Origin of the sequence: Pseudomonas sp. TNT2022 ID1044 (genome assembly GCF_028656895.1) — a bacterium.
In the GTDB taxonomy this organism is placed as follows: domain Bacteria; phylum Pseudomonadota; class Gammaproteobacteria; order Pseudomonadales; family Pseudomonadaceae; genus Aquipseudomonas; species Aquipseudomonas reinekei.
The window spans coordinates 35,216-57,125 of record NZ_JAMDHB010000005.1 but is presented as its reverse complement, the minus strand read 5'-3'; the positions used below and the strand labels follow the sequence as shown (position 1 = coordinate 57,125).

General features: G+C 59.7%; 26 protein-coding genes. 17 read left to right on the top strand and 9 right to left on the bottom strand.

Annotated features, from left to right (window positions below; translation table 11 throughout):
* Window positions 1–5 precede the first annotated feature (5 nt).
* The gene (locus tag M5G20_RS08220) at window positions 6–188 is read right to left on the bottom strand and encodes a CPXCG motif-containing cysteine-rich protein (RefSeq protein ID WP_273918724.1); all 183 of its coding nucleotides are present in this window, start codon (window positions 186–188) and stop codon (window positions 6–8) included.
* A gap of 139 nt (window positions 189–327) precedes the next feature.
* On the opposite strand from M5G20_RS08220, the gene M5G20_RS08215 reads away from it, so the two are divergent.
* The gene (locus tag M5G20_RS08215) at window positions 328–1,494 is read left to right on the top strand and encodes a 1-acyl-sn-glycerol-3-phosphate acyltransferase (protein ID WP_273918723.1); all 1,167 of its coding nucleotides are present in this window, start codon (window positions 328–330) and stop codon (window positions 1,492–1,494) included.
* 58 nt (window positions 1,495–1,552) lie between these two features.
* On the opposite strand, the gene M5G20_RS08210 is transcribed toward M5G20_RS08215, so the two are convergent.
* Window positions 1,553–1,831, bottom strand: coding sequence for a hypothetical protein (locus tag M5G20_RS08210; protein ID WP_212626584.1), 279 nt, complete (start codon window positions 1,829–1,831; stop codon window positions 1,553–1,555).
* Between the two features lie 193 nt (window positions 1,832–2,024).
* On the opposite strand from M5G20_RS08210, the gene M5G20_RS08205 reads away from it, so the two are divergent.
* Complete coding sequence (locus tag M5G20_RS08205) at window positions 2,025–2,231, top strand: hypothetical protein (RefSeq protein ID WP_034149566.1); 207 nt, start codon at window positions 2,025–2,027, stop codon at window positions 2,229–2,231.
* Window positions 2,232–2,349: 118 nt separating this feature from the next.
* Here M5G20_RS08205 and M5G20_RS08200 read toward each other — a convergent pair whose 3' ends face one another.
* Window positions 2,350–2,934, bottom strand: coding sequence for a YajG family lipoprotein (locus M5G20_RS08200; RefSeq protein ID WP_056726255.1), 585 nt, complete (start codon window positions 2,932–2,934; stop codon window positions 2,350–2,352).
* Between the two features lie 204 nt (window positions 2,935–3,138).
* Here M5G20_RS08200 and M5G20_RS08195 point away from each other — a divergent pair, with 204 nt between their 5' ends.
* Both M5G20_RS08195 and mqo read left to right on the top strand, forming a co-directional pair.
* On the top strand, window positions 3,139–3,372 hold the full coding sequence (locus M5G20_RS08195) for a hypothetical protein (RefSeq protein WP_056853252.1): 234 nt from the start codon (window positions 3,139–3,141) through the stop codon (window positions 3,370–3,372).
* Window positions 3,373–4,109: 737 nt separating this feature from the next.
* On the top strand, window positions 4,110–5,618 hold the full coding sequence (mqo, locus tag M5G20_RS08190; RefSeq protein WP_273918721.1) for a malate dehydrogenase (quinone): 1,509 nt from the start codon (window positions 4,110–4,112) through the stop codon (window positions 5,616–5,618).
* 174 nt (window positions 5,619–5,792) lie between these two features.
* On the opposite strand, the gene M5G20_RS08185 is transcribed toward mqo, so the two are convergent.
* The 4 genes from M5G20_RS08185 to M5G20_RS08170 all read right to left on the bottom strand — a co-directional run bounded on the left by M5G20_RS08185 (window position 5,793) and on the right by M5G20_RS08170 (window position 7,794).
* Window positions 5,793–6,080 carry a PA4642 family protein gene (locus M5G20_RS08185; protein WP_150733894.1) on the bottom strand — a complete coding sequence of 96 codons (288 nt, stop codon included), beginning with the start codon at window positions 6,078–6,080 and terminating at the stop codon, window positions 5,793–5,795.
* 63 nt (window positions 6,081–6,143) lie between these two features.
* Window positions 6,144–6,629 carry a hypothetical protein gene (locus tag M5G20_RS08180; protein ID WP_273918719.1) on the bottom strand — a complete coding sequence of 162 codons (486 nt, stop codon included), beginning with the start codon at window positions 6,627–6,629 and terminating at the stop codon, window positions 6,144–6,146.
* 130 nt (window positions 6,630–6,759) lie between these two features.
* Window positions 6,760–7,233 (bottom strand): WbuC family cupin fold metalloprotein, encoded by a 474-nt coding sequence (locus M5G20_RS08175; RefSeq protein ID WP_273918718.1) that lies wholly within the window; start codon window positions 7,231–7,233, stop codon window positions 6,760–6,762.
* Window positions 7,234–7,236: 3 nt separating this feature from the next.
* Complete coding sequence (locus tag M5G20_RS08170; RefSeq protein WP_056853257.1) at window positions 7,237–7,794, bottom strand: hypoxanthine-guanine phosphoribosyltransferase; 558 nt, start codon at window positions 7,792–7,794, stop codon at window positions 7,237–7,239.
* Window positions 7,795–7,957: 163 nt separating this feature from the next.
* Here M5G20_RS08170 and upp point away from each other — a divergent pair, with 163 nt between their 5' ends.
* Entirely contained in the window at window positions 7,958–8,596 is a 639-nt protein-coding gene (gene upp / locus M5G20_RS08165) for a uracil phosphoribosyltransferase (protein ID WP_075945675.1), read from the top strand.
* A gap of 2 nt (window positions 8,597–8,598) precedes the next feature.
* A complete protein-coding gene (locus M5G20_RS08160) occupies window positions 8,599–9,873 on the top strand; it encodes a uracil-xanthine permease family protein (protein WP_273918716.1) in 1,275 nt (424 codons plus the stop codon).
* A 135-nt stretch (window positions 9,874–10,008) separates the two neighbouring features.
* Here M5G20_RS08160 and hemH read toward each other — a convergent pair whose 3' ends face one another.
* Together hemH and M5G20_RS08150 are read right to left on the bottom strand one after the other, a co-directional pair.
* The gene (hemH, locus tag M5G20_RS08155; protein ID WP_273918715.1) at window positions 10,009–11,034 is read right to left on the bottom strand and encodes a ferrochelatase; all 1,026 of its coding nucleotides are present in this window, start codon (window positions 11,032–11,034) and stop codon (window positions 10,009–10,011) included.
* Window positions 11,035–11,047: 13 nt separating this feature from the next.
* A complete protein-coding gene (locus tag M5G20_RS08150; protein WP_273918714.1) occupies window positions 11,048–11,950 on the bottom strand; it encodes a TIGR01777 family oxidoreductase in 903 nt (300 codons plus the stop codon).
* Between the two features lie 197 nt (window positions 11,951–12,147).
* On the opposite strand from M5G20_RS08150, the gene M5G20_RS08145 reads away from it, so the two are divergent.
* From M5G20_RS08145 to M5G20_RS08095, 11 genes are all read left to right on the top strand, one after another.
* Window positions 12,148–13,134 (top strand): NAD(P)/FAD-dependent oxidoreductase, encoded by a 987-nt coding sequence (locus tag M5G20_RS08145; protein WP_150733899.1) that lies wholly within the window; start codon window positions 12,148–12,150, stop codon window positions 13,132–13,134.
* Window positions 13,131–13,346, top strand: a complete 216-nt coding sequence (locus M5G20_RS08140) for a TIGR02450 family Trp-rich protein (protein ID WP_150733900.1) — start codon at window positions 13,131–13,133, stop codon at window positions 13,344–13,346. The genes M5G20_RS08145 and M5G20_RS08140 overlap by 4 nt, the downstream gene beginning before the upstream one ends.
* A 139-nt stretch (window positions 13,347–13,485) precedes the next feature.
* The gene (locus tag M5G20_RS08135) at window positions 13,486–14,445 is read left to right on the top strand and encodes a YbgA family protein (RefSeq protein ID WP_273918712.1); all 960 of its coding nucleotides are present in this window, start codon (window positions 13,486–13,488) and stop codon (window positions 14,443–14,445) included.
* Window positions 14,445–15,386 carry a MerR family transcriptional regulator gene (locus M5G20_RS08130; protein ID WP_273918711.1) on the top strand — a complete coding sequence of 314 codons (942 nt, stop codon included), beginning with the start codon at window positions 14,445–14,447 and terminating at the stop codon, window positions 15,384–15,386. The genes M5G20_RS08135 and M5G20_RS08130 overlap by 1 nt, the downstream gene beginning before the upstream one ends.
* A gap of 34 nt (window positions 15,387–15,420) precedes the next feature.
* Window positions 15,421–16,866 (top strand): deoxyribodipyrimidine photo-lyase, encoded by a 1,446-nt coding sequence (gene phrB, locus M5G20_RS08125; RefSeq protein ID WP_273918710.1) that lies wholly within the window; start codon window positions 15,421–15,423, stop codon window positions 16,864–16,866.
* Window positions 16,859–17,281, top strand: coding sequence for a nuclear transport factor 2 family protein (locus tag M5G20_RS08120; RefSeq protein ID WP_273918708.1), 423 nt, complete (start codon window positions 16,859–16,861; stop codon window positions 17,279–17,281). The genes phrB and M5G20_RS08120 overlap by 8 nt, the downstream gene beginning before the upstream one ends.
* The gene (locus M5G20_RS08115) at window positions 17,278–18,060 is read left to right on the top strand and encodes an SDR family NAD(P)-dependent oxidoreductase (protein ID WP_273918707.1); all 783 of its coding nucleotides are present in this window, start codon (window positions 17,278–17,280) and stop codon (window positions 18,058–18,060) included. Before M5G20_RS08120 ends, M5G20_RS08115 begins: the two co-directional genes overlap by 4 nt.
* Complete coding sequence (locus tag M5G20_RS08110) at window positions 18,057–19,304, top strand: NAD(P)/FAD-dependent oxidoreductase (protein WP_273918706.1); 1,248 nt, start codon at window positions 18,057–18,059, stop codon at window positions 19,302–19,304. Before M5G20_RS08115 ends, M5G20_RS08110 begins: the two co-directional genes overlap by 4 nt.
* A complete protein-coding gene (locus tag M5G20_RS08105) occupies window positions 19,301–20,116 on the top strand; it encodes a DUF1365 domain-containing protein (RefSeq protein WP_273918705.1) in 816 nt (271 codons plus the stop codon). The genes M5G20_RS08110 and M5G20_RS08105 overlap by 4 nt, the downstream gene beginning before the upstream one ends.
* The gene (locus tag M5G20_RS08100) at window positions 20,103–21,374 is read left to right on the top strand and encodes an SAM-dependent methyltransferase (protein ID WP_273918704.1); all 1,272 of its coding nucleotides are present in this window, start codon (window positions 20,103–20,105) and stop codon (window positions 21,372–21,374) included. Before M5G20_RS08105 ends, M5G20_RS08100 begins: the two co-directional genes overlap by 14 nt.
* Window positions 21,367–21,870: a DUF2878 domain-containing protein gene (locus tag M5G20_RS08095; RefSeq protein WP_273918703.1), complete on the top strand. Its 504-nt coding sequence runs from the start codon at window positions 21,367–21,369 to the stop codon at window positions 21,868–21,870. The genes M5G20_RS08100 and M5G20_RS08095 overlap by 8 nt, the downstream gene beginning before the upstream one ends.
* Window positions 21,871–21,910 lie beyond the last annotated feature (40 nt).

The following is a 21,910-nucleotide window of genomic DNA, read 5'->3' as shown; positions in this document are numbered from 1 at the left end:
GCCCCTCACTCGTTTTCGCTGAAGACTTCCAGAAACCAATCCTCTTCGTGAACCTGCAACACGAACGTGATCGGCCGACAACACACCTCACAGTCCTCGATGTAGGTCTGATCGCCGCCAGACAAGTCGACAGTCGTTTCAACTTTCTCACCACAATACGGGCATTCATACTGCGCAGTTTCCAGCATCACGGTCTCCCAGGTGACTTGTGCGTATAATCGCCGGTCTATTTGCAGGGCTATTTTTGTCTGGCTACTTTTTCAGACCGTACCCCGCCGGTTTTCGATCAAAACCTTTACTTACCCTAGCCGTTTCTAACAAGAGAGCATGATGGGCGAATTCGATGCCATCCGACCTTACGACGACAGCGAAGTCCCAGCGGTGCTGGACCGGCTGCTCGGCGACAAGGCGTTTCTAGATATCCTCACCCACTTTCGCTTCCCGCGTTTTGCCGGTGCTTTGGGCTGGGCGCTCAAACCTCTTATAGCTCATCGACTGCGCCGTGAGTTTGCCGGCATCACGTCGGTGGCCACTTTGCAGGATAAAGTCGAGTATTACGTCGACCACACAATCGAGCGCGCCACCGACGGCGTCACCTACACCGGCGTCGAGCAGTTCAAGTCCGGCAGTGCCTATCTGTTCATCGCCAACCACCGCGATATCGTGATGGACCCGGCCTTCGTCAACTATGCCGTGTACCACGCCGGCCTGCCGACCCCACGCATCGCCATCGGTGACAACCTGCTGCAAAAGCCCTTCGTCAGCGACCTGATGCGTCTGAACAAGAGCTTTATCGTGCACCGCTCGATCACCGGTCGCCGCGAGAAGATGGCGGCGTATCAACTGTTGTCGGCGTACATCAACCATTCGATCCGCAACGATTGCGCCTCGATCTGGATCGCCCAGGCCGAAGGCCGCGCCAAGGACGGCGACGACCGTACCGAATCGGCGATCCTCAAGATGTTCCACATGAGCCGCAAGGACGAGCCGTTCGGCGAAGTCATCCGCTCGTTGAACCTCACGCCTGTGTCGATCAGCTACGAATATGACCCGTGCGACCAGGCCAAGGCCCGCGAGCTCTACATCCGCGCCACCACCGGCACCTACACCAAGGTGCCGGGCGAGGATGACGTGAGCATCGCCAAGGGCATCACCGGCTACAAGGGCCGGGTGCACGTGAACTTTGCCGCGCCGATCACCGAGCTGTTCGAAGACACCAAGCAATTGGCCGTCGAGATGGACAAGCAGATTCTGGGCGGTTACCGCTTGTTCCCGGTGCACTACCTGGCCTACGCGCAGTGGCAAGACGCCGACCCGCAGTTGCAGGTGCCGAGCGCCGCTGAGGTATTCGCGGCCGACGAATTGGCCAAGGCCCAGGAGCAATGGCAGCAACGCCTGGACGCTTGCCCTGCCGAGCATCGTCCGTTTCTGGTGCTGCAATATGCGACGCCGGTGCGCAATCAGTACCGGGTGAAGGCTGGGTTGCCGCTGTAAGCGGTTTCGACCGGATACAAAAACGGCGCCCAGGGCGCCGTTTTTATTGATTCGAAAATTAAACCTGCGTGCTGATCCACGACACCAGCAACGCCAGCCCCATGCAGGCGAAGCCGAAGCTGTAGAAAAACCGGTTCATGCGCAGGGTAGCCCAGTCCAGCGTGGGTTCTTCGCTGGGACGGCTCTCGCGCTGCGCTTGCAGACTGGCCTTCGCGCGCTGTTCACGACGACGGGTCGCGTGCAGCAACCAGCCGCCCGGAAAGGCGAAGAACAGCGCCAGCAGGTTGATCAATTTGGCGGGATGGGCAGTAAACAGCGTCATCAAATGCAGCGACATCACGAACCTCAAACTAAACCGGTGTGGCGAGCGCCGGACCGACGACCGCGGCGCGGATTTTACCGAAAGGCTCTGTGCCTGCACTCCCCTTTGCGATAAATAACCCGGCAAATGACCAATGGCTGTCCTGCGTCACAGCTTCGTCATCTGCATCGGCCAACATGCGCGCCTCGAAACCGACACGGACTGCGTCATGCTTCACGCCGAAAACCAGGATCGCCTCTACCTCATCGCTCACAACGACGAACAACAAACCCTCGTCGGCAGCCTCGCCTTCAATGTTCAGGACCGCCATTGGCTGGTGTATTGCGCACTCGGCGGTCACCAACATGCGGATTTGCCGGAGGCGGATTTGCTGACGGGCGTGAGCGTGCTGGACTTTTACTCCCAAGCCGCCTGAAACACCTGTCCCCTTGCCGGAGCCGGCTTGCTGGCTCCTACAGGTGTTTGCCGTGCAGAAGACATTACAAAGCCCGGGACCATTGCTGGTGCCGGGCTTTTTTACAGCGGGCGAAAGCTTACTCGCCGAGTACCTGACCTACAGTCGGGTCCTTGAACAGGCGGGTCAACGCATCGCTCAACACGTCACTGACCAGCTTGGTGTTGGTTTCCTGGTTCGGCGCCATGCCGAAACGCTGGTCCAGGGACGCACCGTAACGACCGCTATAGCGACGGTTGGCGTTCTGCACATCGGAGCGGAAGGTCGCGCCGATGGTCGCCTCGGTCACATACATGCCTTCTTTAGGCGACTGATACTTCAGCTCGGCCAGAGTCACGGTGATTTGCGGCGCGTTCGCTGCATTGGCGGTCGGGGTGAAACCCAACAGACGCACGGCGGCTTCAGCCTGAGCCTGCAGTTTCGGCAGGATTTGCGCACCCTGCACGGTAATTGCGCTGGTTTCCGGGTACAGACCGCCGCGGGTGCCCAGGGTCGGCGACGGACGACCGTCCACCACACGCACCACCACCGGCTGACCGTGGCCGACCGGCGCCAGTTGAGCCGTCAACTTGGGTTCCGGGTTCAGTTGTTGCGGGCTGTGGGCGCAGCCAACCAGCGTCAAGCTGGTCACAGTGATCAAACCGAACAACAGGCGTTGCAACATGCTCTTCTCTCCAGAATCAGGCACAAACAGGCCGGCAGTATAGCGGTGGGCCACTGCGGCTAACTAGGGTCATGCAACGATTACTGAAATCTCTGACAAACCCGCGGGACCGCGGTTCCTGTCACAGATTTTTCACCTGCCCTTCACTTGCACGTCACGCGTGGCTGCGAACGTGGTCGGTAATCACCCAAAAGGTATCTCGCCATGCGTTTTCTCGTTTCGCTGTTCGAAGCACGCCCACACCACCGCAGCTTCGCCCTGCTCGACCGCAACGGCCATTGCCAGGCTTTCAAGCAATGCAGCCTGCAGCCCATGGGCGATGGCTGGGTCGAAATCGAAGAAATCCGCCTCAACTGGCTGCACAAGCCCTTGCCTGCCAGCGCCCGCGTCATTGCCCGCCAGCCACGCTCGCGGGCACAGCAACTGCTGACCACCTGACCGAACGCCTAATAAAAGTCATTAAACACGACCAATTCCCTACGTTTCTTCGCTACAATCTCCCCCCGATTATAAGGACGTCTCCTGATCGGGCCTCGCAGCATCGTCAATGCTTCGGTTTTGGCACCCCGCACCGCCCACAGAGAGCCGCCCACACAGATCGAGTGAAGCTGGCGCGCTTGCTGTTCATCAAGCAAAACCTCCACTTTTCGCGAATCTGCAGAGCTGTCATTACGCTCGGTCACTGCTGTTTGCCCGTTTTGCCTGCCATGAACTCCCTGGCGGCAAAGCATTCGGGCACGGTGCCAGGCTGGGACAGCCCTTTTTGAGGTTCACGTCTTCAAAAGAGCGTGAAAAAAACGGGTTTTCACAACTTCACAAGAGTGTGGCGAGCAAATGAATAGTTTTGCGTCTGAACATGCACCATTAGCGTCCAGTACAGCCCAACGACACAGGACCGAGTACTCCTCGAACACCGGAGCCTGAAGCCTGTCCGCTACGGATTTGGTTGCACAAACGGATGTATCGACCATAAGTCGAATTGCCAGTCGCCCGTTGAAATGAGTTCATATGACTCTGATTAGACCCGGCAGGTAGCGTCCGTCGAAGTTGCGAAAAATTGCGAAGATTCGGACATGGCGATCCTGCCATGGGTACTTGGGGCAACACTGAGACGCCCCGTCACTCCTGGCAGCCATGCCGTCAATTTGGTGCTGCAGATTTTGGAGACGCGTTAAATGGCGCATAACGAAGCAGTCGACGTAGTACTGGTTGGGGCCGGCATCATGAGTGCCACCCTTGCAGTACTGCTCAAAGAGCTCGACCCCGCGATCAAGCTGGAAGTCGTCGAGCTGATGGATTCCGGTGCCGCGGAGAGTTCCAACCCGTGGAACAACGCCGGTACCGGTCATGCCGGCCTGTGCGAGCTGAACTACACGCCGCAGGCTGCCGATGGCTCCGTCGACATCAAGAAAGCCGTGCACATCAACACCCAGTTCGAGGTGTCGAAGCAGTTCTGGTCGTACCTGACCAAGAAAGGCACGTTCGGCTCGTGCAAATCGTTTATCAGCCCGGTGCCACACCTGAGTTTCGTGCAGGGCGAGAGCGGCGTGTCTTTCCTCAGGGAACGCTTCAATGTGCTGAGCAAGCACCACGCCTTCGCCGATATGGAATACACCGAAGACAAGGCCACAATGGCCGAGTGGATGCCGCTGATGATGCCTGGCCGCGATCCTGGCGAAACCCTCGCTGCGACCCGCGTGATCAACGGCACCGACGTCAACTTTGGCGCACTGACCAACCAACTGCTCAAGCACCTGACCAGCGCACCCGATGCCCAGGTCAAGTACTGCAAGCGCGTGACCGGTCTGAAGCGCAATAACGGTGGCTGGACTGTCAGCATCAAGGACGTCAACAGCGGCAATACCCGTGAAGTCGACGCCAGGTTCGTCTTCCTCGGCGCTGGCGGTGCGGCATTGCCGCTGCTGCAAGCTTCGGGCATTGAAGAGAGCAAAGGCTTCGGCGGCTTCCCGATCAGCGGCCAGTGGCTGCGTTGCGACAACCCGGAAGTGGTCAAGCACCACCAGGCCAAGGTCTACAGCCAGGCAGCCGTGGGTTCGCCGCCAATGTCCGTGCCGCACCTGGACACCCGTGTCGTCGACGGCAAGAAGTCCCTGCTGTTCGGACCTTACGCCGGTTTCACCACCAAGTTCCTCAAGCACGGCTCCTTCATGGACCTGCCGCTGTCGGTACGCGCCGGCAACATCGGCCCGATGCTGGCCGTGGCGAAAAACAACATGGACCTGACCAAGTACCTGGTCAGCGAAGTGATGCAGTCCATGGAGCAGCGCCTGGAATCCCTGCGTCGCTTCTACCCTGAAGCGAAAGCCGAAGACTGGCGTCTGGAAGTGGCTGGCCAACGGGTGCAGATCATCAAGAAAGACCCGAAAAAAGGCGGCATCCTGCAGTTCGGTACCGAACTGGTCGCAGCCAGGGACGGTTCCCTTGCCGCCCTGCTCGGCGCGTCGCCAGGGGCTTCGGTGACTGTTTCGATCATGCTGGAACTGATCGAAAAATGCTTCCCGAGCCAGGCCAAAGGCGAATGGGCTGCCAAACTGGCGGAGATCTTCCCGGCCCGTGAGAAAGTCCTGGAAACCGACGCTGCGCTGTATAGCAAGATCAACGCGCAGAACAACGTTGCCCTGGAACTGGTTGAAGCCAGCACCGAGACCGAAAGCTACGCTTGATTCGGCCCGCAAAAAAACGCCCCGTCCTCATTGAGGGCGGGGCGTTTTTATTGTCGCTGAAAATCTTCTGTGGCGAGGGAGCTTGCTCCCGCTGGGCTGCGCAGCGGCCCCAACATCTTGTGAGCGCTGCACACTCAAGCGGGAGCAAGCTCCCTCGCCACAGGGAAAACGTGATCAGCCGCGAGCCTTTTCGATCAGCTCGATGTAGTCCGGCGCATTACGCTGATCCTTGATCAGGGCAATGAAGTCATTGCCGTGCTCGTCTTTGCCATCGACGTCAAAACCAGCCTCGACGAAGAACGTCAGGAAACGCTCGAAATCGTCGATGCGCAGGCCACGGTAGGCCTTGATCAGTTTGTGCAGGGACGGAGAGGTCGCGTCGACCGGTTCGAAATCGAGGAACAACTTGATCTGCTCATCGCCGATCTCGTCACCAATCACTTGTTTCTTATCTTTACGCATTGCCGACTCCAGCTCGCAGACATTTCACGGGGCGGGCAGTTTACCCCTGCGCAGGCGCCGGGCTCAACGCGGACGAACAGCCCCGGTGTGCAGATCGGCCCAAACGTGACCGTTGGCGTAACTCAGAAACTGGCAATACACCGTGTCATTGCGCAGCAGATCGATCACCACCCGGTATTGCGCCAGCGGGTAATAGAGGGTGAGGGTCCTGGTTTTGTCGTCGTAGACCGGTTTTTTCAGGCTTTTGCTTTCGCCATCGAAATGGACCAGCACCTGATTAATGGTCGCGCCCTTGTTCAAGGATTTGCCCTTGAGGCGAACCAACAGCGGCGAAGTGATCGGGATCGGCTGCTGATTGGACTGGCGCTGGCTGCCGACCACCACCGAGTACTCGGTGACTTGCAACAATTGTTGCTGCTCGGGCTCGGCGTCACGCAGGGTCATGTCATCCGGCGGCAGGAACTGCCCGTGCATCGGCACCGGCGCGGCGGCCAGGGGCAGGCTGAGGATCAGCAACAGAGCGGCGCAGCTGCGAATCAAAAAGCTCATGACAGGCTCCGGAGGGCGGGTGTACGAGCGAGCTTGCTCGCGATAGTCGTCAACGATAACGCTGGGAGCCTGATACCCCCGCGGCGTTACTGCGTTCATCGCGAGCAGGCTCGCTCCTTCAGCATAGGGATCAATCGAATTGCGCGCGCATCCAGGCCTGATAATCGGCAACACCGGGCTCGCCTTCGCGCGGCGCCCAATGCGCCAGCTCACCCTCACCGACCGGACGGTACGGACCGGCCTTGCATTCGAACATCAGGCTGTCGGCTTCCAGTACCACCAAACCGTGGAACACACCAGTTGGCAGGTCTACGCCAACACAGTCCCCACCAGCCTGCAGTACGGTCTTGCTCAGCACCGCACCGGCCTCGTCAAAGATCAACACACCCAGCCGCCCCTTGAGGACCAACAGGGTTTCGGCCTTGTTTTCGCCCAAATGCCGGTGAGGCGGGATATACGTCGAAGGTTGCAACCCCACCGCCATGCGATGGCAAGCGTCTTCCATCTGATGGAAATTGTGGTGCTGGCGCCCACGAGGATTGGCCGCCGCTTTCCCGGCCAGCTCGGCAAACAAGGTCTGATCCAGAAAGCGAGGCGTATCCATTTCTTACATTCCTTTAACGGCAAAAATCCCGTTGGCATTGCGCCAGTAGCCTTTGTAGTCCATGCCATAACCGAAGATGTACCGGTCGATGCACGGCAGACCGACGAAATCGGCTTTCAGGTCCGGGCGGGCCTTGCGGTCGTGGTCTTTGTCGATCAGCACGGCGGTGTGCACTTTGCGCGCGCCGGCGTGTTTGCAGAAGTCGATGATCGCGCCCAGGGTGTGACCTTCATCGAGGATGTCGTCGATGATCAGCACGTCACGGTCGATGAACGACACTTCCGGCTTGGCTTTCCAGAACAGCTCGCCGCCGCTGGTTTCGTTGCGATAACGGGTGGCGTGCAGGTAGGACGCTTCCAGCGGGAACTGCAGATGAGTCAGCAGCTTGCCGGCGAAAATCAGCCCGCCGTTCATCACACAGAACACCACCGGGTTGCTGTCCGCCAGTTCTTCGTTGATGTGCGCACCGACGCGGGCGATAGCCGCCTCGACTTCAGCTTCGGTGTACAGGCAGTCAGCCTCTCGCATGATTTGACGGATATGCTCGAGATCAGCGGACATGGTGCTCTCCAAGGGGGTAGCGGACAGGAAAAGCGGGCAAAGGTACGCATCCCGCACGGCCAGATCAAGCGTTTGTGGACTAACGTACTGTATGTCTATAGGACAACACCCTCGGATAGATTAATCTAGGCCGGTTTTTTTGCCCGCCGCCGGAGCCTTTCCCATGCCCATCCTCGAGATCCGCCACCCGCTGATCCGTCATAAACTTGGCCTGATGCGCCGTGCAGACATCAGCACCAAGAATTTCCGTGAGCTCGCTCAGGAAGTCGGTGCCCTGCTGACCTATGAAGCCACCAAAGACCTGCCGCTGGAAACCTACGATATCGAAGGTTGGTGCGGCACTGTGTCGGTCGAGAAAATCGCCGGCAAGAAAATTACGGTAGTCCCGATCCTGCGTGCCGGCATCGGCATGCTCGAAGGCGTGCTGAGCCTGATCCCGGGCGCCAAAGTCAGCGCCGTGGGCGTGGCCCGCAACGAAGAAACCCTGCAGGCCCACACCTACCTGGAAAAACTGGTTCCGGAAATCGACGAACGCCTGGCGATGATCATCGACCCGATGCTCGCCACCGGCAGCTCCATGGTTGCCACCATCGATCTGCTGAAAAAGGCCGGCTGCCGCGACATCCGTGCCATGGTGCTGGTTGCTGCCCCCGAGGGTATCGCGGCGGTAGAGAAGGCTCACCCGGACGTGATCATCTACACCGCCTCCATTGATCAAAAATTGAACGAACACGGTTACATCATCCCGGGCCTGGGCGATGCTGGCGACAAGATCTTCGGCACCAAGCAGAAGGACGCGTGAGCATGCAGCAAGAGTTCAACGATCCGCTCTGGCGCACGGTGCTGTCCGGCGCGCAGATGCTGTTCGTGGCGTTCGGCGCCCTGGTGTTGATGCCGCTGATTACCGGTCTTGACCCGAACGTGGCGCTGTTTACCGCTGGCCTGGGGACGATCCTGTTCCAGATCGTCACCGGGCGTCAGGTGCCGGTGTTCCTGGCATCGAGCTTTGCGTTTATCACCCCGATCATTCTCGCCAAGGGCCAATTCGGCCTCGCGGCGACCATGGGCGGCGTGATGGCGGCGGGCTTCGTCTATACCTTCCTCGGCCTGGCCGTGAAGATCAAAGGCACCGGCTTCATCGATCGCCTGCTGCCACCGGTGGTGATTGGCCCGGTGATCATCTCCATCGGCCTGGCCATGGCGCCGATTGCCGCCAACATGGCAATGGGCAAGGCTGGCGACGGTAGCGAGCTGATTCATTACCAGACCGCCATGCTGATCTCGATGCCGGCCTTGCTGACCACCCTGATCGTCGCTGTGTTCGGTAAAGGCATTTTCCGCCTGGTGCCGATCATTTCCGGCGTGCTGGTCGGTTTTGGCATGGCGTTCTACTTCGGCGTGGTCGACACGGCGAAGATTGCCGCTGCACCGTGGTTCGCCATCCCGAATTTCACCGCGCCGGAATTCAACTGGCAGGCGATTCTGTTCATTGTTCCGGTGGCCCTGGCCCCGGCCATTGAGCACATCGGCGGCGTGATTGCCGTGGGTAGCGTGACCGGTCGCGATTACCTGAAGAAACCCGGCCTGCACCGCACTCTGCTCGGTGACGGCGTTGCCACCACCGCAGCCGGCCTGTTCGGCGGCCCACCCAACACCACGTACGCCGAAGTCACTGGCGCGGTGATGCTGACCAAGAACTACAACCCGAAAATCATGACCTGGGCGGCGATCTTCGCCATCAGCCTGGCGTTCGTCGGCAAGTTCGGCGCGTTGCTGCAAAGCATTCCGGTGCCGGTAATGGGCGGGATTCTGTGCCTGCTGTTCGGTTCGATTGCGGCGGTGGGCATGAACACGCTGATTCGCCACAAGATTGACTTGGGCGAAGCGCGCAATCTGGTGATTGTGTCGGTGACCCTGGTGTTCGGGATTGGCGGTGTGTTGGTGGGTACCGGCACCGGTCCGGACGACTTCGGCCTCAAAGGCATCGCGCTGTGCGCGGTGGTGGCGATTGCGCTGAACCTGATCCTGCCGGGCAATGACAGCTGGAAGCACAAGAAGGCGGATGAGCCGCTGCTGTAAAGGGTGATCCCCTGTGACGAGGGAGCTTGCTCCCGCCGGGTCGCGAAGCGGCCCCAAAATTCTCGCAGTCAATGAAGATTTTGTGAGTGCGGTGCACTCAAGCGGGAGCGAACTCCCCCGCCACAGGTTGTATGCCTACAGGGCCAGAGGCGCCCTTTCACACAATGTGTTCAACGCTTTCGCCCACTGCGGGTCATCATTGAGACACGGCACCAGCACCAACTCCTCCCCTCCCGCTTCGCGGAACTGCTCCTTGCCGCGATCACCAATCTCTTCCAGCGTCTCGATGCAATCGGCCACGAACGCCGGGCACATCACCAACATCTTCTTCACACCCGACCTGGCCAACTCGTCAAGACGCACTTCGGTGTAGGGCTCGATCCATTTGGCGCGCCCCAGGCGCGACTGGAACGACACCGACCACTTGCCGTCCGGCAGGCCCATGCGCTTGGCAAACTCGGATGCCGTGCGCAGGCATTGAGCCCGGTAGCAGGTGGCCAATACCTGCGGCGAAGCATTCTTGCAGCAATCCTCGTTTTTGAAACAATGCTGGCCGCTCGGGTCAAGCTTCGTCAGGTGGCGCTCCGGCAAACCATGGAAACTCAGCAACAGATGATCGTAATCCTGTTGCAGATAGGGTTTGGCCGTGGCCACCAGCGCGTCGAGATATTCCGGCTGATCGTAGAACGGCTGGAGCACTGACAGCTGCACATCAAGCTTTTTCTCGCGCACGACGCGCCGGGCTTCTTCGATCACCGTGGTGGTGGTGCTGTCGGCGAACTGTGGATAAAGCGGCGCGAGCGTGATCCGTTTTTGCCCTTGTGCCGCCAGACGCGTCAGCATCGACTCGATGGACGGCTCGCCGTAACGCATCGCCAACTCGACCGGACCGTGGCGCCACTGGGACGTCATCGCCTGCTGCAAGCGACGGCTGAGCACCACCAGCGGCGAGCCCTCGTCCCACCAGATCGAAGCGTAGGCATGGGCCGACTGCTCGGGGCGCTTGATCAGGATCAGCGACACCAGCAAACGCCGCACCGGCCATGGCAGGTCGATCACGTAAGGGTCCATCAGAAACTGATTGAGGTAACGGCGTACGTCCGCCACCGAAGTGGAGGCCGGTGAGCCCAGATTGACCAGAAGCAACGCGTGATCGGTCATGCAACGTCCTATTTCAGAGGCGGCTGGAGAGATCTTCCAGGGCCGCGCGCAAATCAGTGAACTGGAATGTGAAACCCGCTTCGAGCAAACGCGCCGGTGTGGCGCGCTGGCCGCCCAGCAATATCAACGACAACTCGCCCAGGCCGACCTTCAATGCAAAGGCCGGCATCGGCATGAACGCCGGGCGATGCAACACGCTGCCCAGGGTCTTGGCAAATTCGCGATTACGCACCGGCTTCGGTGCGCAGGCATTATATGGACCGTTGGCCTCATTGCGATGCAGAAGAAAATCAATCAAGGCGATTTGATCGTTGATATGAATCCATGGCATCCATTGCCGACCGTTGCCGATCGGTCCACCCAGCCCGAGTTTGAACGGCAGCAGCAGGCGCGACAAAAAGCCGCCCTCGGCTGACAACACCAACCCGGTGCGAACGAGGATCACCCGAATCCCCAAGGCCTCTGCACGCTGCGCGGTTTCTTCCCAGGCGATGCACAGCTGACTGGCAAAGTCATCGATCACCGGCGGCGAGTCCTCGCCGAGCTCCCGCTCACCACCGTCGCCGTACCAACCGACCGCCGAGCCTGAAATCAGCACAGCCGGCTTCTGCTCACGGCTTTCGAGCCAGGCAAGCAACGTTTCCGTCAGGGTGATGCGGCTGCTCCACAACAAGGCTTTGCGTTTGTGGGTCCAGAGCCGATCGGCAATCGGCGCCCCGGCAAGATTGATAATTGCATCCACCGGTTCCTGCCCGATGTCCTCGAGTCGAGCGACACCACGCACCTGGGCACCGCATATTTTTGCGACTTTCGCAGGCGTCCGGCTCCAGACCGTCAGGCGATGACCCTGACTCAACCAGTATCGACAAAGCTGACGTCCTATCAAACCAGTACCGCCGGTCAGCAATATGTGCATGACTTCTTCCTCGCGTGGCGTTTTACCGTGATGACTAGTCTATTTTTATAAGCAAGGGATCTTTGATATCGGGCAGGCTCTGTGTTTAACAATAGGCCAAGCTGTCAGAACGAGAACGCTAAAAGTTATACCAAAAAACAATATTGTACAGGTTTAAACCCCGGCGTAGTCTGTACAGAAAGGTAAACGAGGCCCTTATGACTGTACCTATCGCAATCATCGGCACCGGCATCGCCGGACTCTCAGCCGCCCAAGCCCTGACTGAGCTGGGCTATGTCGTGCAACTTTTTGATAAAAGCCGCGGCAGTGGCGGACGCATGTCGAGCAAGCGCAGTGATGCAGGCGCGCTGGACATGGGCGCGCAATATTTCACTGCCCGCGACCGCCGCTTCGTCACGGAAGTGCAGCGCTGGCAAGCCAATGGCTGGGTGGCCGAGTGGACGCCACAGCTGTACACCTTCCATGGCGGCCAGCTCAATCTGTCACCGGACGAGCAGACCCGCTGGGTCGGCACGCCCCGCATGAGCGCCATCACCCGGGCATTGCTCGGCGACCTCGAAGTGCATTTCGCCTGCCGGATCACCGAGGTCTATCGCGGCGAAGAACACTGGCACTTGCAGGATGCCGAAGGTTTCACCCACGGCCCCTTCAGCCACGTGGTGATCGCCACGCCGGCACCGCAAGCGACGGCACTGCTGGCCTCCGCGCCGAAGCTCGCGGGTGCCGCCGCCGGCGTCAAAATGGACCCTACCTGGGCCATCGCCCTGGCGTTCGAAACACCGCTGGAAACGCCCATGGAAGGCTGTTTCGTGCAGGACAGCCCGCTCGACTGGCTGGCCCGCAACCGCAGCAAACCCGGGCGCGACAACACGCTCGACACTTGGGTGTTACACGCCACCAGCACCTGGAGCCGTCAGCACATCGACCTGCCGAAAGAAGCGGTGATTGAGCAATTGCACGGTGCGTTCGCTGAACTGCTGCACGACTCCATGCCCGCACCGACCTTCAGCCTGGCCCACCGCTGGCTCTACGCCCGCCCCGCCAGCAGTCACGAATGGGGCACGCTGGCCGATGCCGATCTGGGCTTGTATGCCTGTGGCGACTGGTGCCTGTCCGGACGCGTCGAAGGGGCCTGGCTCAGCGGCCAGGAAGCCGCCCGCCGCCTGCATGAGCACCTGCAGTGAACCGCATCAACCCAAACAAATTGCTGCTGTCGAAATGGACAGCAGCCCACCCGCAAAATCGCGAAAAACATTTTCTGGTGACCGAGCTGTTCCGAGACGATGAAGGAACGGTGCTGGAGATCGAGTTGCAAGCGGTGCTGACCCGGCGCAGCGAGCGGTGCACGTGGCAGACTCTTTCCGATCAGGATCACTGGACGTTCGGCTGGCTGTAGGCGCTGTGGAGGCTGCTTCTACCAGGGAACGCAAAAAAAACTTATACATATAATTTGACTTGTACAGCTTCGAATCTATGATGAACCCATGTTGTACAGATAAAAATATCTGTACAGGTTTTTGATTCGAGGTATTCCGATGCCCCTGCCCTTCACCAAACCGAAAATCGCCATCAGCGCCTGTCTGATGGGTACCGAGGTGCGCTACAACGGCGGGCACAAGGAGTCGCGACTGTGCAGCCGCACCCTCACTGATTACTTCGATTTCGTCGAGGTCTGCCCGGAAGTCGCGATCGGCCTGGGCATTCCTCGCGAGCCCATTCGGCTGGTGGGCGACCCGGTTCAGCCAGAGGCCGTCGGCACGATCGACCGCGAGATCAACGTCACCCGGCCGCTGGCCGAGTACGGACGAAAAATGGCGGCGGAACTCGACGACATTTGCGGCTACATCTTCATGCAAAAATCCCCGTCCTGCGGCCTGGAGCGTGTAAAGGTCTATCACGCCAACGGTGCACCAGTGGACGGCGGTGGCCGGGGGATCTATGCCCAGGCTTTTTGCGCGCAGCATCCGGACTTGCCGGTGGAAGAAGACGGGCGACTCAACGATCCGGTACTGCGCGAGAACTTCCTCACCCGCGTCTTCGCCTACAGCGCCTGGCAGCAATTGCTCAAAGAAGGCCTGAGTCGCCGAGGCTTGACCGAGTTTCACTCGCGCTACAAGTACCTGCTGATGGCCCACAACCCGGTGCAGTACAAAGCCCTGGGCAATCTGCTGGGCAACATGGGCAAGACCGATCCTCGAACACTCGGCCCGCAGTACTTCAGTGAATTGATGGCGGCGCTGAAAAAGTGTGCAACCCGGCGCACCCACACCAACGTGCTGCAGCACCTCAGCGGTTACCTGAAAAAAAACCTCAGCACCGATGACAAGCAGGAAGTGCAGCATGTGATTGGCCAGTACCGGCACGGCATCGTGCCGCTGGTGGTGCCGCTGACACTGCTCAAGCATCACTTTCGGCAATATCCGGACCCGTACATCGCGCAACAGGTTTACCTGCAACCGCATCCGGAAAATCTCAGCCTGCGAAACGCAATCTAATGAAAGAATTACTCGACAGCAGCGCCAGCGAGGACTTGGGGGCCGACTTCAAAAAGGCCCTCGATGAAGGCTGGCTGCCGATTCGCGAAGTAGCCCGGATGACCGGCGTCAACGCCGTGACCTTACGCGCCTGGGAACGGCGCTACGGCCTGATCGTTCCGCAACGTACGCCCAAGGGGCATCGACTGTTTTCCGGCGATCACGTGCAGCGCATCCAGACGATCCTTACCTGGCTCAACCGCGGCGTGGCCGTCAGCCAGGTCAAGCAACTGCTCGATACCCCGCAAGCCTTAAGCCAGCCGGTGGAGAACGACTGGCAACGGCTGCGCCAGACCTTGCTGATCGCGGTCACCAGGCTGACCGAGCGCCCGCTGGATGACACCGTCAACCAGGCCATGGCGCTCTACCCGCCGCGAACCTTGTGCGAACAATTGTTGCTGCCGCTGCTGGCGGAACTGGAGCAACGCTGGCAAGGCCAGTTCGGCGCGCAGATGGAACGGGTATTTTTTTATTCGTGGTTGCGCAGCAAATTCGGTGCGCGCATCTACCATAACAACCGTCAGTTACACACCCCGCCCTTGCTGTTGATCAACCACTCGGACCGGCCACTGGAGCCTCACCTGTGGCTCACGGCCTGGCTGGTCAGCAGCGCCGATTGCCCGGTGGAGGTGTTCGACTGGCCGCTGCCTGTCGGTGAGCTCGCCGTCGCAGTGGATTACCTGCAACCCCGGGGCGTAGTGCTGTATTCCAGCAATGCCATAAACCTGTCGCAGTTGCCGAAACTTTTGAACAACGTCAATTGCCCAAAAATGATCGTCGGACCAACGGTGTGCATTCACCATGCCGAGTTGTCCGTAACCACTTCAGAAATCGCCGATTTGTACCTGGCCGAAGATCCATTGTCGGCACACCAGGCGCTGGTTCAGTGCGGGCTCATTTAATAGTGCTTCTTTAATGATTTGTACGGACGACACCATGCAATTGATCTGGCTGCGCAGCGACTTGCGCCTACATGACAACACCGCCCTCTCAGCCGCCGCTGCGGTTGGCCCGTGCGTGGCGGTGTATCTGCTGAGCCCGGAGCAATGGCAGGAACACGACGATGCGCCGTGCAAAGTGGATTTTTGGTTACGTAATCTCAATGAGCTGAGCGTGGCGCTCGGTCAATTGAACATTCCCTTGCTGATCCGCACGGCTGCGCGCTGGGATGAAGCACCGCAGGTGCTGCTCGATCTTTGCCGGCACTTCAACATCCAGGCCGTGCACGTCAACGAGGAATACGGCATCCACGAAACCGACCGGGACGCTGCCGTTGCCGAAGCCCTGGCAGAACAAGGCATCGGATTCCACAGTTATCTGGATCAATTGCTGTTCAAACCGGGCAGCATCCTGACCAAAACCGGCACGTACTTTCAGGTGTTCAGTCAGTTCCGCAAGGTCTGCTACGAACGCCTGCACCGCGCCCTGCCGCGACTGGTCAGCACGCCAATGCCACAGGCACCGCTGGAAATCCCGAGCGATCCGATTCCCGCCAGTGTCAACGGATTCGAGACACCGGCCGCCAGCCTTCGGGCGTTGTGGCCCGCCGGCGAAACCGAGGCCCGGCGCCGGCTCGAGACCTTCGCCGACGCGCAGATCGACTACTACCAGAGCGAGCGCGATTTTCCGGCCAAACCCGGCACCAGCCAGCTCTCGGCTTATCTCGCTGCCGGCGTGATTTCACCGCGCCAATGCCTGCACACCGCACTGCAAAGCAATCAGGGCGAGTTCGAAAGCGGCAAGGTCGGGGCCGTCACCTGGATCAACGAGCTGCTGTGGCGCGAATTCTATAAACACATTCTGGTGGGCTACCCGAGGGTCTCCCGTCACCGTGCCTTCCGCCCGGAAACCGAAGCCCTCGCCTGGCGCCATGCGCCCGAAGAGCTCGCGGCCTGGCAGGAGGCCCGCACCGGAGTGCCAATCATTGATGCCGCCATGCGCCAACTGCTGGAAACCGGCTGGATGCACAACCGCCTGCGCATGGTGGTGGCGATGTTCCTGACCAAGAATCTGCTGATTGACTGGCGTGAGGGTGAGCGCTTTTTCATGCGTCACCTGATCGATGGCGACCTCGCCGCCAACAATGGTGGCTGGCAATGGAGTTCGTCCACGGGCACCGACTCCGCACCGTATTTCCGGATATTCAACCCGTTGAGCCAGTCGGAAAAGTTCGACGCCGAAGGCGTGTTCATCAAGCACTGGCTGCCGGAACTGTCCGGGCTGAACAAAAAAGAGCTGCACAACCCGGCACACCTCGGTGGATTGTTCGGCGTGGCCAACTATCCGTCTCCGATTGTCGACCTGAACACGTCACGGGCACGCGCCCTGGCGGCGTTCAAGAACCTGCCGACACGGCAGAACACCGGAGGCCTGCATGAGTAGTTTCCTGCAACAGTTTGCCCGGCAGTTTGCAGAGCTGGATAAAGACAACCTGCGTCGCCTCGATGACCTTTATACCCAGGACGTGCGTTTTACCGATCCCTTGCACGAAGTCCAGGGCCTTGGGCAATTGCACAGTTACTTCGCCGAGCTGTATTCCAACGTCAGTGAGCTGCGTTTCGATTTTCATGGTTTCGACCAGATCGCCGAAGGTGAAGGTTATCTGCGCTGGGTCATGAGCTACCGCCATCCGCGCCTTGCCGGTGGCCAGATAATTCGGGTCGACGGCTGCTCACATTTGCGTTGGCGCGACAAAGTTTATTGCCACCGGGATTACTTCGATGCCGGGGCGTTGCTTTATGAACATCTACCCGTGTTGGGTCGGGCCATTGCCTGGCTGAAAAGGAGAATGGGATGAGTCTTGCACCTCCACGACGATACTGGCTGACCGGCGCCAGCAGCGGAATTGGCGCTGCGCTGGCCGAGGAAATCCTCAAAACCGGCGCGCACCTGGCTGTCAGTTCACGATCACTGGCGCCGCTGAAAGCCTTGTCCCAACGTTATCCGGGACAAGTACTGGTAGTGGCAGGCGACCTGACCAACAGCCAGACCGTACGGGAAATCGGAGAACAGATTGCCGAGCAATGGGGTTCTCTGGACACGGTGATTCTCAACGCAGGCACCTGTGAGTACGTGGACTCCCAGCAGTTCGACGCCTCGATCGTCGAGCACGTGGTACGTACCAATCTGCTCGCCAGCAGCTATTGCATCGAAGCCGCCCTGCCACTGTTACGCAAAGGCGTCGCCCCGCACCTGGTGGGGGTGGCCAGTTCGGTGACCTACCTGCCGCTGCCACGGGCGGAAGCCTACGGCGCTTCGAAAGCCGGTTTGCGGTACCTGTTCGAGTCCCTGCGCATCGACCTGTCGCCGGAAGGTATTGAAGTCACCGTGGTCAGCCCGGGGTTCGTCGATACACCCTTGACGGCAAAAAACGACTTCCCCATGCCCCTGAGCTGGCCGGCGGAAAAAGCCGCACGGCACATCTTCGCCAAGCTCAGGAATCGGCCGCTGGAGATTGCGTTTCCGGGGATGTTCATGGCGGCCATGTGGCCAATGTCGAAATTGCCCGCCCGCATGAAACTGGCGATCGGTAAACGTATGGTGCGCAGCAACCCGCCGATCAAGGATCAGCCGTGAAAATTGCCATTATCGGCAGCGGCATCTCAGGCTTGACCTGCGCCTATCTGCTCAATCGTAGACACGAGATCACCCTGTTTGAGGCCAATGATCGTCTTGGCGGGCATACGCACACTGAAAACGTGACGGTCGATGGTCAGCGTTATGCGGTGGATACCGGGTTTATCGTTTTCAATGACTGGACCTACCCCAACTTCATTCGCCTGCTCGGCCAGCTGGGTGTGGGTTTCAAACCCACGCAAATGAGCTTTTCGGTCACCGACCCCGACAGCGGTCTCGAGTACAACGGCAATAACTTCAACAGCCTTTTCGCCCAGCGAAGCAATCTGCTGTCGCCGGGATTCTGGGGCATGCTGCGCGATATTCTGCGCTTCAACAAAGAAGCCCTGCGCGACCTCGAACAACAACGGATCAAACCCGACACCACCCTCAACGACTATCTGCAGGCCGGCCGCTACGGCGAGCGTTTCATCCTGCATTACATCGTGCCCATGGGTTCGGCGATCTGGTCGATGCCAATGGCCGACATGCTGGCTTTCCCATTGCAATCGTTTGTGCGGTTCTTCAAGAACCATGGCCTGCTATCTGTCAGCAATCGCCCGCAATGGCAGGTGATCGAGGGTGGTTCAGAGGCCTATGTCGCGCCGATGACGGCTGGCTTTGGCAACAACATTCGCCTCAACTGCCCGGTAACGCGGGTCGAGCGCGACGCAGCGGGCGTCGTTATCCACAGCGCCGGGGTCAGCGAGCGTTTCGACAAGGTGGTGTTCGCCTGCCACAGCGACCAGGCCTTGAAACTGTTGGCCGCACCGAGCGCTGCCGAACAATCGATCCTCGGTGCCCTGCCCTACGCCGACAACGAAGTTGTGCTGCACACCGACACACGCCTGTTGCCTGAACGAAAACTTGCATGGGCCAGCTGGAATTTCCGCCTGGCGGGCTCCGGCCATACACATGCCGCCGTGACCTACGACATGAACATCCTGCAAGGCATCCAGAGCGATACAACGTTCTGTGTCAGCCTCAACCAGAGCGCGGCCATCGATCCTGCCAAAGTGCTCGCCCGATTCACCTATGCCCACCCGCAATTCAGCTTGACGTCGGTGGCCGCCCAGGCGCGCTGGGAAGAGCTGAACGGTGCGCAACATACCTACTTCTGCGGCGCCTACTGGGCCAACGGGTTCCATGAGGACGGTGTTGTCAGCGCCTTGCGCGTTGCCGGTTCGTTTGGAGAAACCCTGTGAACAGCGCACTTTATAGCGGCTGGATCGCCCATCGGCGTTTCAGCCCGCGGGCTCACCAGTTCCGTTACCGCATCGGCCTGTTGTACCTGGACCTCGACGAACAGCAAGCCGTGTTCGGCTTGTCGCGCCTTTCAGGCTTGAGCCGCTTCGCTCCGTTTTCGTTTCGAGAAACCGATTACCTGAAGTCTTTCACCGGCCGAGGCATACGCCTGATCGACGCCGTGCGACAACAGGTAGGCGAGGCCATCGGGCATGTGCCGCAAGGCTCGATCTGCCTGCTGACCCAGCCCCGCAGCTGGGGCCTGTCGTTCAACCCGGTGAGTTTTTTCTATTGCCATGAGGCCGACGGCCAACTGGCGGCGATCGTCTGCGAAGTCAGCAACACCCCTTGGCGCGAGCGCTACCACTACGTGTTGCCCGCCAAGGCACCCGAAGATTTATCGGATTTCCATCAACACTTCTCTGTGCCCAAAGCCTTTCATGTCTCGCCGTTTTTACCGCGTGATATCCAGTACCGCATGAGCTTCAGCCCGGTCGCGAAACGGATCGGTGTGCACATGGCCGACTGGCAGGGCGAAGAAAAACTTTTCGATGCCACGCTCAGGCTCAAACGCGAACCCCTTGATCGCGCCAGCCTGCACCGTTACTTGCGGCGCTTCCCGTGGATGACCGCGAAAACCGCGCTGGCAATTTATTGGCAAGCCCTGCGCCTGTTGCTCAAGCGCTTGCCGCTGTTTGCTCATCAGGCTGCCGATGGCAGCTTTCAGACCGCCACCGTTGCCCCCAAGGACCGCCGCCATGAAATCCTCTAGCCTCACGCTCAAAGCCAGTCTGTTCGGCACCCATGGCTTGAGCGGATCGTTGCTGCGCCGAGGCGTGCTTCGGCAACTGGCGCAGCTCAAACACGGTCAATTGGTATTGATCGAAGACGGGGAACGGCATGCGTTCGGCAGCGCCGGCAGCCCGCTGGTGGGGGAAGTCCATATCCTCAACGCGGCCGTCTGGGGACTGGTGGCCAGCAAGGGTTCGATTGGCGCAGCCGAGGCGTTCATTCATGGGTACTGGAGCTCACCGGATTTGACCGCGGTGGTCCGGGTGTTCGTCAGCAACCTTGAGGTGCTCGATGCCCTCGAAGGCGGCCTGGCAAAACTGGGTCGGCCACTGATCCAGGGCCTGCACTGGCTGAATCGCAATACACGCAAGGGCTCGCAGAAAAACATCGCCGCGCACTACGATCTGGGTAACGAGCTGTTCGAACAGTTTCTCGACCCGACCATGATGTATTCGGCCGCACAATTCCTGCGTGCCGACGACAGCCTTGAGCAGGCGCAACTGAACAAACTGGAGCGCATTTGCCAGAAGCTCGCGCTGAAACCCACGGACCACCTGCTGGAAATCGGCACCGGCTGGGGCAGCATGGCGCTGTACGCCGCGCAGAAATACGGTTGCAAAGTCACCACCACCACGCTCTCCAAAGAGCAGTACGCTTTCACCGCAAAACGCATTGAAGCGCTGGGGCTGCAAGACCAGGTCACGTTGTTGCTCAAGGACTACCGCGATCTCACCGGTCAATACGACAAGCTGGTCTCCATCGAGATGATCGAAGCGGTCGGCCATCGCTTCCTGCCGACGTACTTCAAGCAGTGTGCGCACCTGCTCAAGAGCAACGGCCTGATGCTGTTGCAGGCCATCACCATCCGCGAACAGCGCTACGAACAGGCCAAGGACAACGTCGACTTTATCCAGCGCTACATCTTCCCCGGCGGCGCACTGCCCTGCGTCCAGAAAATGCTCGAGATTGTCGGTCGCGACACCGACATGAACCTGCTGCACATGGAGGATTTCGGCTTGCACTACGCCCGGACCTTGCGCTTGTGGCACGAGAACTTTCGTGGCGCCCAGAGCCGCTTGAGCGAATTGGGCTACGACGATTACTTCCTGCGGCTGTGGGAATATTACCTGTGCTACTGCGAAGGCGGCTTCCTCGAGCGCACCATCGGTACCGCGCAATTGCTCCTGGCCAAGCCTTCAGCAATCACCGCGCCCCTGCTCGGCCGTCTCGATGCTTGAACGCCTGGCCAACGCATTGTTATTCCAGCTCGGCTGGTTTGCGTGCGTGATGGGTGGCAACAGCCTGTGGTTGCTGGTGGCGCTGGCGGCGCTGGTGATTCATCTGCTGTGGATAAGCAGTTGGGGGCGAGAAGGTCGACTGATCCTCGCTGTGGTGGTGCTTGGCACCGCTGTGGACAGTTTTCTGCGTTGGCTGGGCGTGTTCGAATTCAAGGACCTTTCACCCTTGATTCCACTGTGGCTGATGTTGCTCTGGGCATTGCTGGCAACCACGTTGCGCCACTGCCTTCACTGGAGCGCCAGTCCGATGTGGCGGGCGAGCCTGCTGGGCGCGGTGGGCGGGCCGCTGTCGTATTACGCCGGAGGACAATTGGCCGGGGTGCGATTCCCCTTCGGCGTGTTACCAACCCTGATCGGCCTCGGCCTGCTCTGGGCGCTGTTGTTTCCGCTCCTGCATGTGATGGCCGCCCGTCTCAAACCTGCCGTCGACGACTAGCGTCCGTCAGCGCTTTCACACAGCACCGAGCCACTGCCTT

Bases quoted from the DNA above. Each gene is read 5' to 3' on its own strand.
- M5G20_RS08200 (WP_056726255.1), bottom strand. From the start codon at position 2,934: ATGTTGCAACGCCTGTTGTTCGGTTTGATCACTGTGACCAGCTTGACG.
- phrB (WP_273918710.1), top strand. From the start codon at position 15,421: ATGCAATTGATCTGGCTGCGCAGCGACTTGCGCCTACATGACAACACC.
- M5G20_RS08185 (WP_150733894.1), bottom strand. From the start codon at position 6,080: ATGCGTAAAGATAAGAAACAAGTGATTGGTGACGAGATCGGCGATGAG.
- M5G20_RS08120 (WP_273918708.1), top strand. From the start codon at position 16,859: ATGAGTAGTTTCCTGCAACAGTTTGCCCGGCAGTTTGCAGAGCTGGAT.
- mqo (WP_273918721.1), top strand. From the start codon at position 4,110: ATGGCGCATAACGAAGCAGTCGACGTAGTACTGGTTGGGGCCGGCATC.
- M5G20_RS08135 (WP_273918712.1), top strand. From the start codon at position 13,486: ATGCCCCTGCCCTTCACCAAACCGAAAATCGCCATCAGCGCCTGTCTG.
- M5G20_RS08130 (WP_273918711.1), top strand. From the start codon at position 14,445: ATGAAAGAATTACTCGACAGCAGCGCCAGCGAGGACTTGGGGGCCGAC.
- upp (WP_075945675.1), top strand. From the start codon at position 7,958: ATGCCCATCCTCGAGATCCGCCACCCGCTGATCCGTCATAAACTTGGC.
- M5G20_RS08180 (WP_273918719.1), bottom strand. From the start codon at position 6,629: ATGAGCTTTTTGATTCGCAGCTGCGCCGCTCTGTTGCTGATCCTCAGC.
- M5G20_RS08205 (WP_034149566.1), top strand. From the start codon at position 2,025: ATGCTTCACGCCGAAAACCAGGATCGCCTCTACCTCATCGCTCACAAC.
- M5G20_RS08175 (WP_273918718.1), bottom strand. From the start codon at position 7,233: ATGGATACGCCTCGCTTTCTGGATCAGACCTTGTTTGCCGAGCTGGCC.
- hemH (WP_273918715.1), bottom strand. From the start codon at position 11,034: ATGACCGATCACGCGTTGCTTCTGGTCAATCTGGGCTCACCGGCCTCC.
- M5G20_RS08195 (WP_056853252.1), top strand. From the start codon at position 3,139: ATGCGTTTTCTCGTTTCGCTGTTCGAAGCACGCCCACACCACCGCAGC.
- M5G20_RS08150 (WP_273918714.1), bottom strand. From the start codon at position 11,950: ATGCACATATTGCTGACCGGCGGTACTGGTTTGATAGGACGTCAGCTT.
- M5G20_RS08095 (WP_273918703.1), top strand. From the start codon at position 21,367: ATGCTTGAACGCCTGGCCAACGCATTGTTATTCCAGCTCGGCTGGTTT.
- M5G20_RS08170 (WP_056853257.1), bottom strand. From the start codon at position 7,794: ATGTCCGCTGATCTCGAGCATATCCGTCAAATCATGCGAGAGGCTGAC.
- M5G20_RS08215 (WP_273918723.1), top strand. From the start codon at position 328: ATGATGGGCGAATTCGATGCCATCCGACCTTACGACGACAGCGAAGTC.
- M5G20_RS08220 (WP_273918724.1), bottom strand. From the start codon at position 188: ATGCTGGAAACTGCGCAGTATGAATGCCCGTATTGTGGTGAGAAAGTT.
- M5G20_RS08145 (WP_150733899.1), top strand. From the start codon at position 12,148: ATGACTGTACCTATCGCAATCATCGGCACCGGCATCGCCGGACTCTCA.
- M5G20_RS08115 (WP_273918707.1), top strand. From the start codon at position 17,278: ATGAGTCTTGCACCTCCACGACGATACTGGCTGACCGGCGCCAGCAGC.
- M5G20_RS08160 (WP_273918716.1), top strand. From the start codon at position 8,599: ATGCAGCAAGAGTTCAACGATCCGCTCTGGCGCACGGTGCTGTCCGGC.
- M5G20_RS08100 (WP_273918704.1), top strand. From the start codon at position 20,103: ATGAAATCCTCTAGCCTCACGCTCAAAGCCAGTCTGTTCGGCACCCAT.
- M5G20_RS08210 (WP_212626584.1), bottom strand. From the start codon at position 1,831: ATGTCGCTGCATTTGATGACGCTGTTTACTGCCCATCCCGCCAAATTG.